Origin of the sequence: Klugiella xanthotipulae (genome assembly GCF_006716695.1) — a bacterium.
Taxonomy (GTDB): Bacteria; Actinomycetota; Actinomycetes; order Actinomycetales; family Microbacteriaceae; genus Klugiella; species Klugiella xanthotipulae.
On the sequence record NZ_VFPN01000001.1, the window covers coordinates 1036436 to 1051201 of the forward strand.

Below are 14766 nucleotides of genomic sequence, written 5' to 3' on the forward strand. Positions count from 1 at the left end.
CTACGGCCGGTAGAGCCGATACCCGCGCTTACCCTCGGATGTCAGGTTAAAACCGGTGCGGAAAAACGCGCCGATTTTACCGGGGAGGCGGAACCCCACGATCATCCGTCGGCTGCGCGTCGTGCGTTTAAACCGCTCGGCCGCCTCCCGTCCGGTGAGGGTCTCGGGGCCGCGCATCACCCACGGGGCCGCGCGCGGATCCGGCGAGAGCGCGGTGCACAACTCGTCGGCCACCTCATCCTCATCGACCGATTGAAACGACGTGCCCGAGGGAGCCAGAATCACGCCAAGGCCCCGGGCTCGAGAGAAAATCATGTCCAGGAACGAGTGAAACTGGGTACAGATCAGCACGCTGGACGGGAAGGACGCCCGTGTGTAGACATCCGCCTGGGCCTCCTTGGCCGCGTAATACGACCAGTTCGAGGTGTCGGCGTTGAGAATCGACAGCACCACCACGTGCGTGGTCTGACCGAGACTCTCAATCGTGTCGGTGACAGCGCGCGCCCCGGCAACGAGGCGCTGAGGGTGTTTCACGGCATCCGTGAGATCAAAGACGACGTGCGCCCCGGCGAGGGCCGTGCGCAACTCGGCGCGATTACTCGACGAACCCGACATCATGCCGATGCCCTTGGGCAGTGCCTCGCGGGGCTCATGCCGGGCAAGAACCGTAACGTGGTGGCCCATCTCGGCCGCGCGGATGGCGACACGACGGCCAATCCGACCGGTGCCTCCCAATACTGTGACTCTCATGTGTCCCCCACCACCGCGTTAGAGCACGGTACTTGGGTTTTAGGGTACAACGGATGCCCGGGCTGGCCCCGGGAGACCCGCCCGGTGGGGGGCAAATTCTCTCGAAGCGAATTATTGTGGTCTGCCGTGGCAGCGGAACCGGGGCGCGCCTCGTTGACGGTGTCTTCGCCGCCCCCGCCCTGAGTCACTGCACACAGGAGGCGACGCTGCTGCTGGTGTGCGCCGACATCCAGGAGGTCTTTCGCGCGTCCCTCGACGGCGGTGCCGCCATCGTCCGTTCGGTTGTTCACGACGCGTTTGGGCGGCACGCCGTTGTGCAATTTTCCCGCGCTGAGGTTGTGGAACTGTGGGAACCGTCGCAGAACGACGGGATGATCGCCTAGGAGTCGGTCTCCGGCTCCCCCGCGATGAGACCGCGCAGCCAGTCGCGGGCCTCCACAAAAACCTCGTTGCTGTAGCGGTTCTCGTGTGTAATCTGCAGCTTATCGGCGCGCGGATAGGAGCCCAGAAAGATCACGTTGGGACTGAACCGTTTGACGCCGAGCACGGCGTCGGCGACCCGCTCATCAAGAATGTGACCGTCGGCGTCAATCACAAAGCGGTACCGGCCCAGGGCATCCCCGATGGGCCGGGACTGGATCAGGCTGAGGTTCACACCCCGGGTAGAAAACTGCTCCAGCATACTCAGCAGCGTGCCCGACTCGTCCGACGGCAGCTCCACAATCAGGCTCGTCTTGTCGCTCCCCGTCCGCCCCTGCACCGGCACCGTGCGGCTCACGAGCACAAAACGCGTGACCGCGTTGGGGTTGTCCCCCACGTTCTCGGCCAGCAGCTCCACATCATAGTGGTGCACAATATTGGGCGGTGCAATCGCAGCATCCGCAATCGACCCGTTAAAGAGGGTGGAGGCCGCGGCCACATTGGAACTGGCCGGGATGTGCTCGTGGCTGGGCAGCGTGGCGTCAAGCCACAGGTGACACTGGCCGTAGGCCACCGGATGCGCGTTCACCACCCGCACCTGGTCCAGCGTGGTGCCCGGCCGGGCCACGAGCACAAAGTTCACGGGAACCAGATACTCCCCCACGATGCGGATACCCGGGATGTTGGCGAGGGCATCCTGCGTGGCCGACACCCCACCCTCCACCGAGTTCTCAATCGCGATCACGGCAGCGTCGCTGCGGCCACTGACAACATCATCCAGCGCCTCACCCACGTTATTGACGGAATGCCAGTTCTGACCGACCGCCTCGGGCACCTGGGCGAGCGCGGCCTCGGTAAACGTTCCGGCCGGACCCAGGTAGCTGTACGTGCGGCGGGCAGCAGAATTGTCGCGGGAATCTGACATGTCTTGAGCCTAGTGGAGGACAAGCGCGCCGCCAGATGTCAGACTGTGGTGTATGCATGATCGCGCCGGAACCCTTGCCACCGCCGAGGACCTCGTCAATGTTGAGGCCCTCCTGGACGCCTACAGCAGCATCCACCCCGACCCCGCCAACCCCGCCCAGCGCGTCGTGTTTGGCACATCCGGCCACCGCGGCACCTCCCTCACTGGCTCATTCAATGAGGACCACATTCTCGCAATCACCCAGGCAATCGTGGAGTATCGGGCGAGCCAGGGCATCACGGGGCCGCTCTTTATCGGGCGCGACACCCACGCACTGAGCGAGCCCGCCGAGCAGACCGCACTCAGCGTACTGGCCGGCAACGGCGTCACCGTGCTCGCGAGCGCCGAGGACGAGTACGTGCCCACGCCGGCGCTCAGCCACGCTATCCTCAGCCACAACCGCGGCCGCACCGACGACCTGGCCGACGGCATCATCATCACCCCCAGCCACAACCCGCCCCAGGACGGCGGATTCAAGTACAACCCGCCCCACGGCGGCCCCGCCGATAGCGACGCGACGGGCTGGATTGCGGCGCGCGCCAACGAACTGATCGAGGGCGGCCTCACCGGGGTAAAGCGGGCGCTCGCGCTCAACGTGGGCTACTACGACTATCTCGAAAACTACGTGGGCGACCTCGAGAACATCATCAACGTGGCCGCGATCCGGGATGCCGGGGTGCGCATCGGTGCCGACCCGCTCGGCGGTGCCAGCGTGGCCTACTGGTCGGCCATCGCGGAGCGCTACAATCTGCACCTCACGGTACTCGGACCGGGCGTTGACCCACGGTGGCCGTTCATGACGCTCGACTGGGACGGCAAGATCCGAATGGACCCCTCCTCCCCCCACGCCATGTCCTCCGTGCTGGTGCACCGCAACGACTACGACGTGGTGACCGGCAACGATGCGGATGCCGACCGGCACGGCATCGTCACCCCGGATGCCGGGCTGATGAACCCCAACCACTACCTCGCCGTCGCAATCAACTACCTCTACCAGAACCGCCCGAAGTGGCGCGCCGATGCCGCCGTGGGAAAGACCCTTGTCTCGTCGAGCATGATCGACCGGGTAACCGAGTCGCTCGGCCGTGAACTGCGCGAGGTACCCGTGGGCTTCAAGTGGTTTGTGGACGGTCTCCTGGATGGCTCGGTCGCCTTTGGCGGCGAGGAGAGCGCCGGCGCCAGCTTCCTGCGCACCGACGGCACCGTCTGGACGACCGACAAGGACGGCATCCTGCTCGCCCTCCTCGCCGCCGAGATCATTGCGGTGACGGGGAAAACCCCCTCGGCGCTGTACCACGAACTCACCGAACGCTTCGGTTCGCCCGTCTACGAGCGGGTGGATGCCGCGGCCACCCCCGCCCAGAAGGCCGCCCTCGGCCGCCTGACCAGCACCGCAATCACGGCCACCGAGCTTGCCGGTGACCCCATTACGGCAGCGCTCAGCGAGGCCCCCGGTAACGGCGCGGCCATCGGCGGCCTCAAGGTGGTCACCGACCGCGCCTGGTTTGCCGCCCGGCCCAGCGGCACGGAGGACGTGTACAAAATCTACGCCGAGTCGTTTGTGGGTGCGGAGCACCTCCGCGAGGTGCAGGTCGAGGCACGACGGATCGTGGACGCGGCGCTCGGGGAGTAGCTGCGGGCTACCGCCCGACGGTGGGTTGCGCGCCCCGCTCGCCCGCCACATTACCGGTGCGGAATCAGCCGCAACCCTCGCCGGTTGGCCGCGGCCTCGCGCTTCTGCGCGAGTTTTTCGCGGCGCTCATGTGCCGCATTTAAATACGCCACCCTGTCGTTCTGAATCTCAACTCGCCACTGGGGCATCATCGCATCGTGCTGAGGATCAGGTTTCATGAGTGCATCTCCGATCTTTCGGGAAGACTACCTGAGCATAGTCGTCTACATCATCTATGGCTTTACACACAAGATTGACGGTCTGGACGATCTGCGTAAAAAGTTTGACGATCTCGACGTCGGCACTCGACAACGAGCGGGGCCGCGGCGCGTTTATTGTGAGGAGACCGACCGGTTCCTCGCTGGTGTTCATGAATCGGAACGGCGTACCAGCACCGCGCCAACGCCGAGGGCCAGGCCGAGCACCAGGGCAACACTTGCGGTGACGCCCAACGGTATCCGAACATCCGCATCCGGGACGAGAGCGGCGGCCACAACCGTCCCGAGACTGCCGACCACCAGGATGAACGCAACAATCGTTGCGGCGACCCGTAGCCGGGATACCCCGCGCACACCGGGCCGCACCCGCCGGGTCTCTCGGTTACCACTCACCCTGCGACTGTACCGCGCCGCCCTACCGCACCCCGACCGACGGCTCACGTTCCTCCAGCCCCCAGGCCTGGCCGTAACCACCATCCTCCACCGGCAGGGCCATCAGGTCGAGGAAGGGCTTCGCGTCGAAGGACTCCGGGCCGCGCACCCCGGCACCCGCCCACACCCCGGTCGCCAGCAGCTCCAGCGCAATCACGGGGTTGAGCGCCGTCTGCCAGACGACGCACTGGGTGTTGTACTCGGCCATCGTCCACGCGTTATCGCTGACGTGGTAGAGGTACACCTCACGCGGCTGGCCGTCCAGACCCCACCCCGTCACCCACACTCCGGCGCAAGTCTTGCCGGTCATCCGGGGCCCGATCTGGGCCGGATCGGGCAGAGAGGCCGCCACCACATCCCGGGGCACGACCTCCACCGGGCCGTTGGCACTGCGCACACGCACAGGCTTAACCGAGTCGAGGCCCAGCAGGTTGAGGGTGCGCAGCACGCCGATGAACTCCGCACCCAGGCCGTACTTAAACGTGACCCGCTTGGCCGAAAGCCAGCGTGGCATGAGCAGTACCTCCTCGTGCTCTACGTTGACGCACTCCACCGGGCCGATGCCCGCCGGAAAGGTGAACACCTCGGGCTCACTAAACGGTTCGGTGGTGTACCACCCGCGGGCCTGCTCCCAGATCACGGGCGGGTTCAGGCACTCCTCAATCGTGGTCCAGATACTGAAGGAGGGCGCGAAGATTTCGTTACCCTCCTCATCCGTCACCACCAGGTTGGCCCCGTCGCGCGTGCCCAGCTCCTCCACCTCGCTGAACAGGTGATCGACGGCATAGCGGGCGAAGACATCCGACATCCCGGGCTCGACGCCCATACCCACGAGGGCGAGGCGACCCTCGGCCTCCCACTGCTGGGCCTCCGCAAACTGCGCATCACCGAGCTTGATCCCCGTCTGCGTGTGCGGGTGCTCGGGATGCGGGTGACTGAGACTCATCGCCATGTCCAGGTAGTCGGCACCCGCCGCCCGCGCCCCGGCAAAGATGGACTCAACAAACTTGGGCTCCACCGCGTTCATCACGTGGGTGACGGCGAGGTCGCGCACGAGCGCCGCAACCGCCTCCGAGTTACTCGCGTCAATCTGCGCGGTCGAGAAGCGCGCTCCCACATGCTCACCATGCCGGGCCACGATCCAATCGCGGGTGCGCCGGGCACGCGACTCGTCGTAATCGGAAATGATGATGGACTCGTAAAACGAGCGCTGCGCGGCAATCTTGGCAATCGCATCGCCGACTCCGCCGGCTCCCACCAGAAGGATTTTCATGGCCCAGGTTCTCCGTTTCGTTGTGTGTGAATAGTGAGGTACGCGGTATCCATTGGCTTACATCCCGCCGTCAACCGACCGGATAGTCACCTGATCGCTATCGGGTACCAGCACCTCGGTCTCCCGGTTGAGGCTCTCGCCCCGGAAGAACGGTTTACTACCCGGGAAGAACGCCCACACGACCATCAGCACGGCACCGAGAGCGAGCGAACCAACACCCACCACAAACACCCCACCGATGCCCAAGATCACGGTGTACCCGTAATCGGGCTGGCTCATGTCGATCACCGAGAAGACAAAAGCCCCGGTCAAGATGAGACCCCCGAGCAGCGGGAAGAGGAAGCGGAAGAGCGCGTTGCGGAACGAGGTGAACAGGTCGTGACGGAAATACCAGACACAGGCGTAGCTCGTAATCGCGTAGTAGAACGCAATCGCCAGGCCCAGCGAGAGGATGGTGTCCTCCAGAATATTCTCGCTGATGAGGGTCATCCCCACGTAGAAGACGATGGCAACGCTCCCCATCACAAACGTGGCAAAGCCGGGCGTCTGGTAGCGCGGATGCACGCTGGCGAACCGCTTCGGCAACGCCCGGTAGGCGGCCATCGCGAGGGTGCCCCGCGCGGTCGGCAGAATGGTCGTCTGTGTGGAGGACACCGCCGAGATCATCACGGCCACCACGAGCAGCCAGGCCCACGGGCCAAAGAGCGCGTCTTTCACCACAAAGAACACATCATCAGCGTTAGCCTCATTGCCCAGCCCGAGCGCGCCCGAGCCCAGCCCCGAGTAGGCCATCGCGGCCACCGCGACCCCCACATACGTGACAAGCAGGATAACCGTGGACAGCACAGCCGCGCGCCCCGGGGTCTTCTCTGGGTTCTTCGTCTCTTCGTTGAGGGCGAGGCAGGTATCCCACCCCCAGTAAATAAAGAGCGCGAGCAGGATCGCCTGGTTGAACGCCGAGAACGATTCAAACGCGAACGGGTTGAACCAGCTCCACTCCGGCATTGTGGCCCCCTCGGGTGCGGTACCCGTGAACACGGAGACGAACGCAAACACCACAAAGAGCACAATCGCGATGTACTGGATGGCCAGCAGCACGTTCTGTATCCTCTCGCCAATCTCCATACCGCGGTAGCTGATGTAGGTCATCAGGGCGATAAAGACCACGCCCGTCGCGGTGACGACGGCGGTGTTCTCGGCCAGGTCCGCGTTGATTAGCAGCCAGAAGTACTTACCACCAATCTGCGCGAGGTTGGCGAGGACGACCATGCCGGCGATGGCGACACCCCAGCCGCCCATCCACCCCACCCACGGGCCAAACGCCTTGGTACTCCAGGTGAAGGTGGTGCCACAATCGGGCACAGCGTTGTTGAGCTCACGATAGGCAAACGCCACGAGCAGCATCGGGATGAACGCGAGAACAAATGCGATGGGCGCCTGCGCGCCAACAGCCAAGACCACGAAGCCGAGGGTGGCGGCGAGCGAGTAGACGGGAGCCGTGGAGGCCAGACCAATGACGGTGGAGCCCCACAGCCCCAGCGTGCCCGCGGCGAGACCCTTACCCGCCCGCGCGCCCGGTAACGGCGACGCTGGCGGTGTACCTGGTGCGGCGTGTTTTCCCTGCGTAGACATCGTTGACCCCCCGATCAACGGGAACAACAGCGTTCCCGTGAATTGATCGTAACCACTTGTCGCCCAATAGCAACGAAAATTTCTGCGGGATTTCTCACCGGTTGAGTCTGAGGGCGGCCGTAATATCCGGTCATCTTCGCTCGGATGTCAGTGGTAGCCCCTACTCTCTAACCGACACAACCGACACAACCGCCACAGCCAGGTCAACGAAGAGGTCATCATGAGCACAACTACCAGCACACTCACCCCCGGGCAGGGAGCGGATGGCCCCCCGGCCATACCCGCCTCGCGCCTCCCGAAGTGGGTAAAGTCCTTCGGCGTGCAGATCACCGCCGCCCTGGTGCTCGGCGTGGTGGTGGGCGTGATTGCTCGCGGCATCGGGCTGGACGGCGAGGGCAACCCCAACGGCCTCACGGCCACGCTATCCACCATCGGCGGCTCCTACGTGTCGCTGCTGAAAGCTGCGGTGGTACCCCTCATCTTCACGGCCATCGTGTCGAGCATCAGTAACCTGCGCCAGGTGACGAACGCCGCACGTCTGGCCGGCCAGACGATCCTGTGGTTTGGTATCACCGCCCTGATCTCGGTGAGTATTGGCATCGGGCTCGGCGTGATTATGCAGCCCGGAAATCACGCGAGCCACGGCGAACTCACCGCGGGTGACCCCTACCGGGTGGGTACCTGGTGGGACTTCCTGGTCGGTCTCATCCCGAGCAACTTTCTGGGTGCCGGTGTCAACACAACGGTAGCGGTGGAGGGGGACGCCGTGTCGGCCACAAGCGCCGTGAGCTTCAACGTGCTCCAGATCATCGTGATCGCCGTGGCCGTCGGCATCGCCGCCCTCAAGGTGGGCGCGAAGGCCGAGCCGTTCCTCTCGCTGAACGAGTCGGCGCTCGTGGTGATCCAGAAGGTACTCTGGTGGATCATCCGCATTGCCCCCCTCGGTACGCTCGCCCTGATCGGCAACGCGGTCGCCACGTACGGGTGGGATACCATCGGCTCGCTCGCCTGGTTTGTCGCGGCCATCTATGTGGGCCTCGCCCTCGTGCTCTGCGTGGTCTATCCGATCCTGGTGCGCAGCCACGGGCTCTCGGTGAAGCAGTATTTCTCGGGTGTATGGCCCGCTGTGCAGCTCGCATTTGTCAGCCGCTCCTCCATCGGCACCCTGCCGCTCACCCAGCGTGTCACCGAGCGCAACCTCGGCGTACCCCGCGAGTACTCGGCGTTTGCCGTGCCCCTCGGTGCGACCACCAAGATGGATGGCTGCGCCGCCATCTATCCGGCCATCGCCGCCATTTTTGTGGCCCAGTTCTACGGAATCGAACTGTCGATCCTGCAATACCTCCTGATTGTGCTCGTGTCGGTTGTGGGCTCGGCCGCGACCGCCGGGACGACCGGGGCCATCGTGATGCTCACCCTCACCCTCACAACCGTGGGCCTGCCACTGGAGGGTGTGGGGCTGCTGCTGGCGGTGGACGCAATCCTCGATATGGGCCGCACCGCCGTCAACGTGGCGGGCCAGGCGCTTGTCCCCACGATTGTCGCCAAACGTGAGGGGATTCTTGACGAGGCGCTCTACAACGCGCCGCGTAACGGCAACCCGTTCAGTGACGACCTCACCGACGCGGAGGTTGAGGCCGCAGGGAAGGCTGAACACGACGAGACACGGACCTCGGTCTAGGCGGTAGCGCCCCAGGCGGTAGCGCCGAGCGGGGTCACCGTTGGGCCCGCTCGGCGCAAGCGGGCCCAACGCGGCACATTGGGTGACTTAATTCACCCAGACCGAGTTTTAACTCTGTCTGGGTGAATTAAGTCACCCCTGGCACCTCCCTCATACTGTTGGCGTGCCCCGAATGCTTTCTTCCGCGCAAAGTTCCCGGTCAGACCCGTGCACTACCCTGGAGAAACAGGAACACGGGAGGTCTTCATGGAACGACGCAACGAGGTTGAGTGCTGGCTGACGGACATGGACGGGGTTCTCGTGCACGAGAACCACGCCATCCCTGGGGCCCGCGAACTCATCGAGCAGTGGAAAGACCAGGGCAATCCGTTCCTGGTACTCACCAACAACTCCATCTTCACCGCACGCGATCTGAGCGCACGGCTCAAGGCCTCCGGTCTGGACGTCCCCGAGGAGTCAATCTGGACGTCTGCCCTCGCCACCGCCGCGTTCCTGAAGTCTCAGCAGCCCGGCGGTACCGCGTTTGTGATCGGCGAGGCCGGTATCCTCACCGCCCTGCACGAGGCTGGCTTCGTGATGACCGAAACCAACCCCGACTTTGTGGTCGTGGGGGAAACCCGCAACTACTCGTTCGAGGCAATCACCAAGGCCATCCGCCTGATCAACGACGGCGCACGCTTCATCTCCACCAACCCGGACGCCACCGGCCCCAGCAAAGACGGCCCGCTACCCGCAACCGGCGCAATCTCGGCCCTCATCACCAAGGCCACCGGCAAGGAACCCTACGTTGTGGGCAAACCCAACCCCATGATGTTCCGCTCGGCACTCAACCGCATCGGCGCGCACTCCGAAAACACGGCCATGATCGGCGACCGGATGGACACCGACATCGTCGCGGGTATCGAGGCGGGGCTGCACACCATCCTCGTGATGACGGGGATCAGCGACGAGGACGAGATTAAGAAGTACCCGTTCCGACCGGATGAGATCCTGGGCTCCGTGGCAGACCTGCTGGCGACCGAGCCGGTGGAGTCGGAGTTGTAGGGGTCCGACCGGCGGGTCACAAGCCGCACTACTGTGGGTCGAGACCCAGGTCTCCGAGACCAATCGCGGCATAGTAGGGGTAGCCAGCAGCCTCGATGCGGGCGCGGGCATCCGTATTACGGTCAACGACAACCGCCACACCGGCGACGATGGCACCAACCTTTTCAAGCGCCTCGATAGCCTTCAGCGGCGAGCCGCCCGTTGTGGACGTATCCTCCACAACGATCACGCGCTTTCCCGCCAAATCGGGGCCCTCAACCTGGCGGCCGCGACCGTGGTCCTTGGGCTCCTTGCGCACCACAAACGCATCGTATTGATGCGAGTCGGCACCGCGTGTGGCACCCTGGTGCAGGATGGCAGAGGCGATGGGGTCGGCACCCATCGTGAGACCGCCCACGGCAACAACATCCGGGATATCGGCGATGAGATCGAGCATCACCTGACCGATCAGGGGGGCGACCCGGTGATCGAGACTCACGCGACGCAGATCAATGTAGTAGGTGGCCTTCTTCCCACTGGTCAACGTGAAGTCGCCGTGAAAAACGGCTTCATCACGGATGTACTGGATCAGGTTGTCGCGTGCGTCACTCATAGGAACCAGCCTATAGCCCCGGTGCCTTTCGCTCCGGGCGCGCTCGGGCTAGTGTTATGAGTCGAACCCGAACACACCCCCGAGTGAACGAGGCACCCCGTGACATCCATCTTCATCCGTGTGTGCGCTGGCATGTCAGCCGCGCTGCTCGCGGGATCCCTGCTCACCGGCTGCGCCACCCCGCGACCCATGTTCAACACGACGGGTGAAACGGCGAGCCCGACCCCCACCGCGACAACCCCCGAGGGTGCGGCCGAGAACCAGAGCACCGAGCCACCCACAGAGCCGCCTGCCGAGGGAACTGCCGCTGCCGAGCCAGCCGCCCCGACGGGTGAGGCGGCGGAGGGCGGCGAGGTAACCCCCTATCCGGTCGCCTCACCGGAGGGTTGGCCCGCTGATGTTCCCGCGCCCAGCGGCCCCCTCGTAGAAACCGATAACAGCAACGGCACCATCAGTGTCAATTTCAGCGGAATCACACCCGCCGCGTGTGCCGAGTACCGGGCGGCGCTCGTTGCGGCCGGGTTTACGCTGAGCGAACAGGATAAGCAGTCGGGGATATCCGGCTACACCCGTCAGACACAGGCGGTGCTGACGCAGTACGCCAACCCCCTGTTCACGGTCACCTACCTGCCCACGACCACCGGATAGGGCACTGCCGCGCGAGCGGCTATGGTGGTGTGGTGCGTATTGCAACCTGGAATGTGAACTCAATTCGAGCCAGAGTTGACCGCGTGGTTGACTGGCTCATCCGTGAAGACGTTGACGTCCTGGCGATGCAGGAGATCAAGTGCCGCCCCGACCAATTTCCGCGCGAGCGCTTCGAGGCGGCAGGATACCGGCTCGAAATTCACGGCCTCAACCAGTGGAACGGGGTGGCCTTCGCCAGTCGGCTCCCGATGACGGATGTGGCCACCACCTTCGACGGGATGCCCGGTTTTGGCGACCCGGTTGAACCCACGCTGGACGGGACCGGGCCTGCGGTGGACGCCCACGGCATCCCCCTGGAGGCCCGCGCCCTCGGGGTAACGGTGAACGACCAGCGGCTGTGGAGCCTGTACGTTCCCAACGGACGATCGCTCGATCATGCCCACTACGCCTACAAATTGGAGTGGCTGCGCGCGCTGCGCACCAACGCGCAGGGCTGGTTGGCCGACCGACCAGATCTGGGCCTCGCGCTCATGGGCGATTGGAACATCGCGCCCTTCGATGCCGATATGGGGGACCCCGGTTTCACTCCGGGCGTCTCAACCCACATCTCGGAGCCGGAACGGGAGATGTTCCACTCGTTTGAGGGTCTCGTCAGCGATGTGGTCCGACCGTTTGTCCCGGAGGGCTACACCTTCTGGGACTATAAACAGCTCCGCTTCCCCCGTAATCAGGGGATGCGCATCGACTTCATCATGGGCTCCGAAGCCTTCCGCGACATCGTGGTGGAGGCCCGCATCGACCGGGATGAGCGCAAGGGCGACGGCCCCAGCGACCACGTTCCCGTTGTCGTTGAGGTTGACTTCTCGCTGCATGAGCAGGACGGTTTTGATGCCGGTGACGATATGCCCATGATCTTTGGCTAACCGCGACCGTCCGGACGCCGCCGCGACCGCCATCTACGGGCCCCCCGAACCCGTGCGTGGCAGTGTCAACCGGTCAACACGACCCAGGATAACGTTGACCACGTTCGCCCAGGACTCCGTCCCCGGGCTCAGGTAATGCTGCTGCCCGGTACCGTTGAGGTCGTGACCGCGCGCGGCCCTCAGTTCGGTGCCATCGGCTCGAACCACACCGTCCGAGCCCAGAACAACGGCACCAAAATCCCGGTCCCGCACCGGATCAACCGGGTGAGCCGTGGACAGTCGGCCCAGGTCGGCCGTCGCATCTCCCGCGTTCTCAATCGCGTAGACCCGACCGTTATCCACGTGAAGATCACGCGCATGAGCAATCTCGGGCACCAGCCCGGCCGACCCCAACATCGTGAAGGAATCAACGCCCAGATCGCGTGTCGCGAGCGCCAGGGAGGCCGTTGTCGTGCCGTAAGAGTGGGCAACAACGTGCAGGCTACCGGCCAGACCCGACTGCTGCTGCACAGCGTTGTAGCCTTCCAGGGAATGAACAAGTCGCTCGGCCCCTACGCGGGCGCTGTGGTCGCTGAGTACAGAGAGACTACCCGCGGCGGTGTCACTCAGCTTCGGGGCGCGGTAATCGAGCCACGCCACGACGGCTAGATCGCTGTCTCCCTCGGCTACCGCTCCGGCGTAGAGCGTGCGCGCGGCCGACACGAGGCCTTCGGTACCCACCGTACTGCTGTTCATCCCGGGCACCAGGTACACGGCCGTGCCGGCGGTATCGAGGTTACCCACCGCCACGGCGGCCAGGGGCGCACCCGGCAGCGTGGTATCGAGCGACACTAGATACTCGGGTGGACTGCGGTCTACCGAAACCCCCGATCCGTAGAGTCGATACAGCACCTCCAGCCCCCGCAGGCGCTCGATGAGATCACCCGAGAGAGGTGTGCGATTCACGCTCGCCGTGTCGATCTGATGTTTCACCCGCCGTAGCTCCTCGCGGAGATGCGCCACATTGGCCGTGTGCCGGTCGGTGGCGGGGATGCCCTCAGTCGAACCGATCAGATCGGGGCGTTCCCGCACGAGCCGCCGCCGGTCGGCCTCCGAGAGCGATGCCCAGAGAAGGGCAGCAGGCACAGGATCCAACCGAGCCAATCGCTCGGGGGTGACCCGCGACGCATTGAGCGCCCAGACGGAGACGGCCACCACGGACACCGGAATATCCGCCGCCCGGTAGGCCGCAAATCCCTCAGCAATCTCCACCATACTGAGCGCCTCAACGGCGCGCACATTGGCGCGTGACCGCCCCACAGTCAGGTCACCGTGTCGGCCCAGAAGCACCCGATACTCATCGGCCAAAGCCGACCAGCGGGCCAGGAGCGTCGGAATCTGATCGGTGCTCGGCAGGCCGGTCCCTCCGTCGGTTCCGGGATGAATCATCCCGGAATGCGCCATCGCGGAGTGGGTCGTCCCGGGGGCAGGCGACCCGTTCCACGGGGTTCCAGGGGACACTCCACTCCCCGGCATCCCCGCCAGACGATTGATCGTGTGCCGCATCTCCTCGTGTACCCGCTGAGCCTCGAATCCCAGGGAGCGCACATCGTCCCCCAGGCGGGTCACCTCGAGAGAGTAGGCATCGAGGGCGTCCGCCACCTGCCCGTACGATCGACCAACGGTTGCTAGCCGGGGCGCAACCGCTGTCAGGGCCTCGGTGGCCGCGCTAATTGCCTGTCCTCGGTTCGCGTCGAGCTGCCCAAGCGCTTCCTCAACCTGAGAAGCCTCAGCCAGGGTCGCCACGGAGTGGTCGCGTGCTGACCGCACCAGGGCTGCCATCCCCGAGAGGTCGCCAGCACCGGGATCGCCGTGAAACCCGGGCAAGTGGATACTCACAGCAGAGCCCGAGCGCACTCGGCATCCAGCGCACTCACGCACTCGGGGGCCGCGCGGAGCGTGCTCTCCACCGCTGCGCGCGCCGCGTGCAGTTCCGACTCGGCGAGAGAGATCAGCGCGAGCGATCGTGCAAAAGCCTCACCCACCGCAATACTGGCCAGGCAGTCGTGTGCTGGCGCGGGGCGCGGCCCCAGCGGCCGGGGACTGGCGAGGCGATGGGCAGCATCAATAAGGGTGACGTAGGTCATGGTCAGGCCGGTCATCCTGAGCCTAATGAGCCAGTCGAGCGGCCAGCTGGGCGTCAAGCTCTTCTAGTGAAGAAGCGGTGCCGCGCAGGAACTGTGCTAGCCCGTCCAGCCCTTCTACCGTCGTGCGCGCGCCCGAGGTGAACGTGTCGTAGGCGGCGCGGTATGCGCCGGAAGCACGATCAGTCACGAATCCGGAGCTTACAAGCGCACCAATCTCCTGCTGAAGAGCGGTGAGACGCGCCACGATATCATCACGGCCGGTGGTGAGCCGAGTCGCTGCGCTGTCGAGTTCCTGGTAGGAAACGTTGAGATTTGGCATGGTGGATATCCTTTCGAGAGGTGGGGCAGCTGCCCCTGAGGCGACGGTAGCGGGGCTGCATAAGGCCGCGCA

The 14766-nt window shown here is 64.8% G+C and carries 16 protein-coding genes; 6 read left to right on the forward strand and 10 right to left on the reverse strand.

Features of this window, described 5'->3' with window-relative positions; all coding sequences use genetic code 11:
- The gene (locus tag FB466_RS04660) at nucleotides 1-750 is read right to left on the reverse strand and encodes an SDR family oxidoreductase (RefSeq protein WP_141916233.1); all 750 of its coding nucleotides are present in this window, start codon (nucleotides 748-750) and stop codon (nucleotides 1-3) included.
- A gap of 53 nt (nucleotides 751-803) precedes the next feature.
- Here FB466_RS04660 and FB466_RS04665 point away from each other — a divergent pair, with 53 nt between their 5' ends.
- A complete protein-coding gene (locus tag FB466_RS04665; protein ID WP_141916235.1) occupies nucleotides 804-1133 on the forward strand; it encodes a hypothetical protein in 330 nt (109 codons plus the stop codon).
- Here FB466_RS04665 and pheA read toward each other — a convergent pair.
- On the reverse strand, nucleotides 1130-2095 hold the full coding sequence (pheA, locus tag FB466_RS04670) for a prephenate dehydratase (RefSeq protein ID WP_141916237.1): 966 nt from the start codon (nucleotides 2093-2095) through the stop codon (nucleotides 1130-1132). The genes FB466_RS04665 and pheA overlap by 4 nt on opposite strands.
- Nucleotides 2096-2147: 52 nt before the next feature.
- Between pheA and pgm the strand changes: the two genes are divergently transcribed.
- Nucleotides 2148-3767 (forward strand): phosphoglucomutase (alpha-D-glucose-1,6-bisphosphate-dependent), encoded by a 1620-nt coding sequence (gene pgm, locus FB466_RS04675; RefSeq protein WP_141916239.1) that lies wholly within the window; start codon nucleotides 2148-2150, stop codon nucleotides 3765-3767.
- A 50-nt stretch (nucleotides 3768-3817) separates the two neighbouring features.
- Here the strand turns inward: pgm and FB466_RS13440 are convergent, their stop codons facing one another.
- From FB466_RS13440 to FB466_RS04690, 4 genes are all read right to left on the reverse strand, one after another.
- A complete protein-coding gene (locus FB466_RS13440; RefSeq protein WP_170206028.1) occupies nucleotides 3818-3985 on the reverse strand; it encodes a hypothetical protein in 168 nt (55 codons plus the stop codon).
- Nucleotides 3986-4174: 189 nt separating this feature from the next.
- Nucleotides 4175-4417 carry a hypothetical protein gene (locus FB466_RS04680; protein WP_141916241.1) on the reverse strand — a complete coding sequence of 81 codons (243 nt, stop codon included), beginning with the start codon at nucleotides 4415-4417 and terminating at the stop codon, nucleotides 4175-4177.
- Nucleotides 4418-4439: 22 nt separating this feature from the next.
- Nucleotides 4440-5729 (reverse strand): saccharopine dehydrogenase family protein, encoded by a 1290-nt coding sequence (locus FB466_RS04685; protein WP_141916243.1) that lies wholly within the window; start codon nucleotides 5727-5729, stop codon nucleotides 4440-4442.
- A gap of 57 nt (nucleotides 5730-5786) precedes the next feature.
- Nucleotides 5787-7361 carry an APC family permease gene (locus tag FB466_RS04690; RefSeq protein ID WP_141916245.1) on the reverse strand — a complete coding sequence of 525 codons (1575 nt, stop codon included), beginning with the start codon at nucleotides 7359-7361 and terminating at the stop codon, nucleotides 5787-5789.
- 220 nt (nucleotides 7362-7581) lie between these two features.
- Here FB466_RS04690 and FB466_RS04695 point away from each other — a divergent pair, with 220 nt between their 5' ends.
- Together FB466_RS04695 and FB466_RS04700 are read left to right on the forward strand one after the other, a co-directional pair.
- A complete protein-coding gene (locus FB466_RS04695) occupies nucleotides 7582-9042 on the forward strand; it encodes a dicarboxylate/amino acid:cation symporter (RefSeq protein WP_141916247.1) in 1461 nt (486 codons plus the stop codon).
- Nucleotides 9043-9288: 246 nt separating this feature from the next.
- Nucleotides 9289-10086 (forward strand): HAD-IIA family hydrolase, encoded by a 798-nt coding sequence (locus FB466_RS04700; RefSeq protein ID WP_141916249.1) that lies wholly within the window; start codon nucleotides 9289-9291, stop codon nucleotides 10084-10086.
- Between the two features lie 28 nt (nucleotides 10087-10114).
- Here the strand turns inward: FB466_RS04700 and pyrE are convergent, their stop codons facing one another.
- Complete coding sequence (pyrE, locus tag FB466_RS04705) at nucleotides 10115-10678, reverse strand: orotate phosphoribosyltransferase (RefSeq protein WP_141916251.1); 564 nt, start codon at nucleotides 10676-10678, stop codon at nucleotides 10115-10117.
- 99 nt (nucleotides 10679-10777) lie between these two features.
- On the opposite strand from pyrE, the gene FB466_RS04710 reads away from it, so the two are divergent.
- Both FB466_RS04710 and FB466_RS04715 read left to right on the forward strand, forming a co-directional pair.
- On the forward strand, nucleotides 10778-11326 hold the full coding sequence (locus tag FB466_RS04710; RefSeq protein ID WP_141916253.1) for a hypothetical protein: 549 nt from the start codon (nucleotides 10778-10780) through the stop codon (nucleotides 11324-11326).
- Between the two features lie 32 nt (nucleotides 11327-11358).
- The gene (locus tag FB466_RS04715) at nucleotides 11359-12249 is read left to right on the forward strand and encodes an exodeoxyribonuclease III (RefSeq protein ID WP_141916255.1); all 891 of its coding nucleotides are present in this window, start codon (nucleotides 11359-11361) and stop codon (nucleotides 12247-12249) included.
- 33 nt (nucleotides 12250-12282) lie between these two features.
- Here the strand turns inward: FB466_RS04715 and FB466_RS04720 are convergent, their stop codons facing one another.
- Genes FB466_RS04720 through FB466_RS04730 form a run of 3 tightly spaced genes read right to left on the reverse strand, consistent with a single transcriptional unit; the run spans nucleotide 12283 to nucleotide 14694 of the window.
- Nucleotides 12283-14127: an alpha/beta hydrolase gene (locus tag FB466_RS04720; RefSeq protein ID WP_141916257.1), complete on the reverse strand. Its 1845-nt coding sequence runs from the start codon at nucleotides 14125-14127 to the stop codon at nucleotides 12283-12285.
- Entirely contained in the window at nucleotides 14124-14390 is a 267-nt protein-coding gene (locus FB466_RS04725) for a hypothetical protein (protein ID WP_141916258.1), read from the reverse strand. Before FB466_RS04725 ends, FB466_RS04720 begins: the two co-directional genes overlap by 4 nt.
- Nucleotides 14391-14397: 7 nt before the next feature.
- Nucleotides 14398-14694 carry a WXG100 family type VII secretion target gene (locus tag FB466_RS04730; protein ID WP_141916261.1) on the reverse strand — a complete coding sequence of 99 codons (297 nt, stop codon included), beginning with the start codon at nucleotides 14692-14694 and terminating at the stop codon, nucleotides 14398-14400.
- Between the last annotated feature and the right edge of the window lie 72 nt (nucleotides 14695-14766).

Bases quoted from the DNA above. Each gene is read 5' to 3' on its own strand.
- FB466_RS04660 (WP_141916233.1), bottom strand. From the start codon at position 750: ATGAGAGTCACAGTATTGGGAGGCACCGGTCGGATTGGCCGTCGTGTC.
- FB466_RS04700 (WP_141916249.1), top strand. From the start codon at position 9,289: ATGGAACGACGCAACGAGGTTGAGTGCTGGCTGACGGACATGGACGGG.
- pgm (WP_141916239.1), top strand. From the start codon at position 2,148: ATGCATGATCGCGCCGGAACCCTTGCCACCGCCGAGGACCTCGTCAAT.
- FB466_RS04725 (WP_141916258.1), bottom strand. From the start codon at position 14,390: ATGACCGGCCTGACCATGACCTACGTCACCCTTATTGATGCTGCCCAT.
- FB466_RS04730 (WP_141916261.1), bottom strand. From the start codon at position 14,694: ATGCCAAATCTCAACGTTTCCTACCAGGAACTCGACAGCGCAGCGACT.
- FB466_RS13440 (WP_170206028.1), bottom strand. From the start codon at position 3,985: ATGAAACCTGATCCTCAGCACGATGCGATGATGCCCCAGTGGCGAGTT.
- FB466_RS04695 (WP_141916247.1), top strand. From the start codon at position 7,582: ATGAGCACAACTACCAGCACACTCACCCCCGGGCAGGGAGCGGATGGC.
- pyrE (WP_141916251.1), bottom strand. From the start codon at position 10,678: ATGAGTGACGCACGCGACAACCTGATCCAGTACATCCGTGATGAAGCC.
- FB466_RS04685 (WP_141916243.1), bottom strand. From the start codon at position 5,729: ATGAAAATCCTTCTGGTGGGAGCCGGCGGAGTCGGCGATGCGATTGCC.
- pheA (WP_141916237.1), bottom strand. From the start codon at position 2,095: ATGTCAGATTCCCGCGACAATTCTGCTGCCCGCCGCACGTACAGCTAC.
- FB466_RS04665 (WP_141916235.1), top strand. From the start codon at position 804: ATGCCCGGGCTGGCCCCGGGAGACCCGCCCGGTGGGGGGCAAATTCTC.
- FB466_RS04690 (WP_141916245.1), bottom strand. From the start codon at position 7,361: ATGTCTACGCAGGGAAAACACGCCGCACCAGGTACACCGCCAGCGTCG.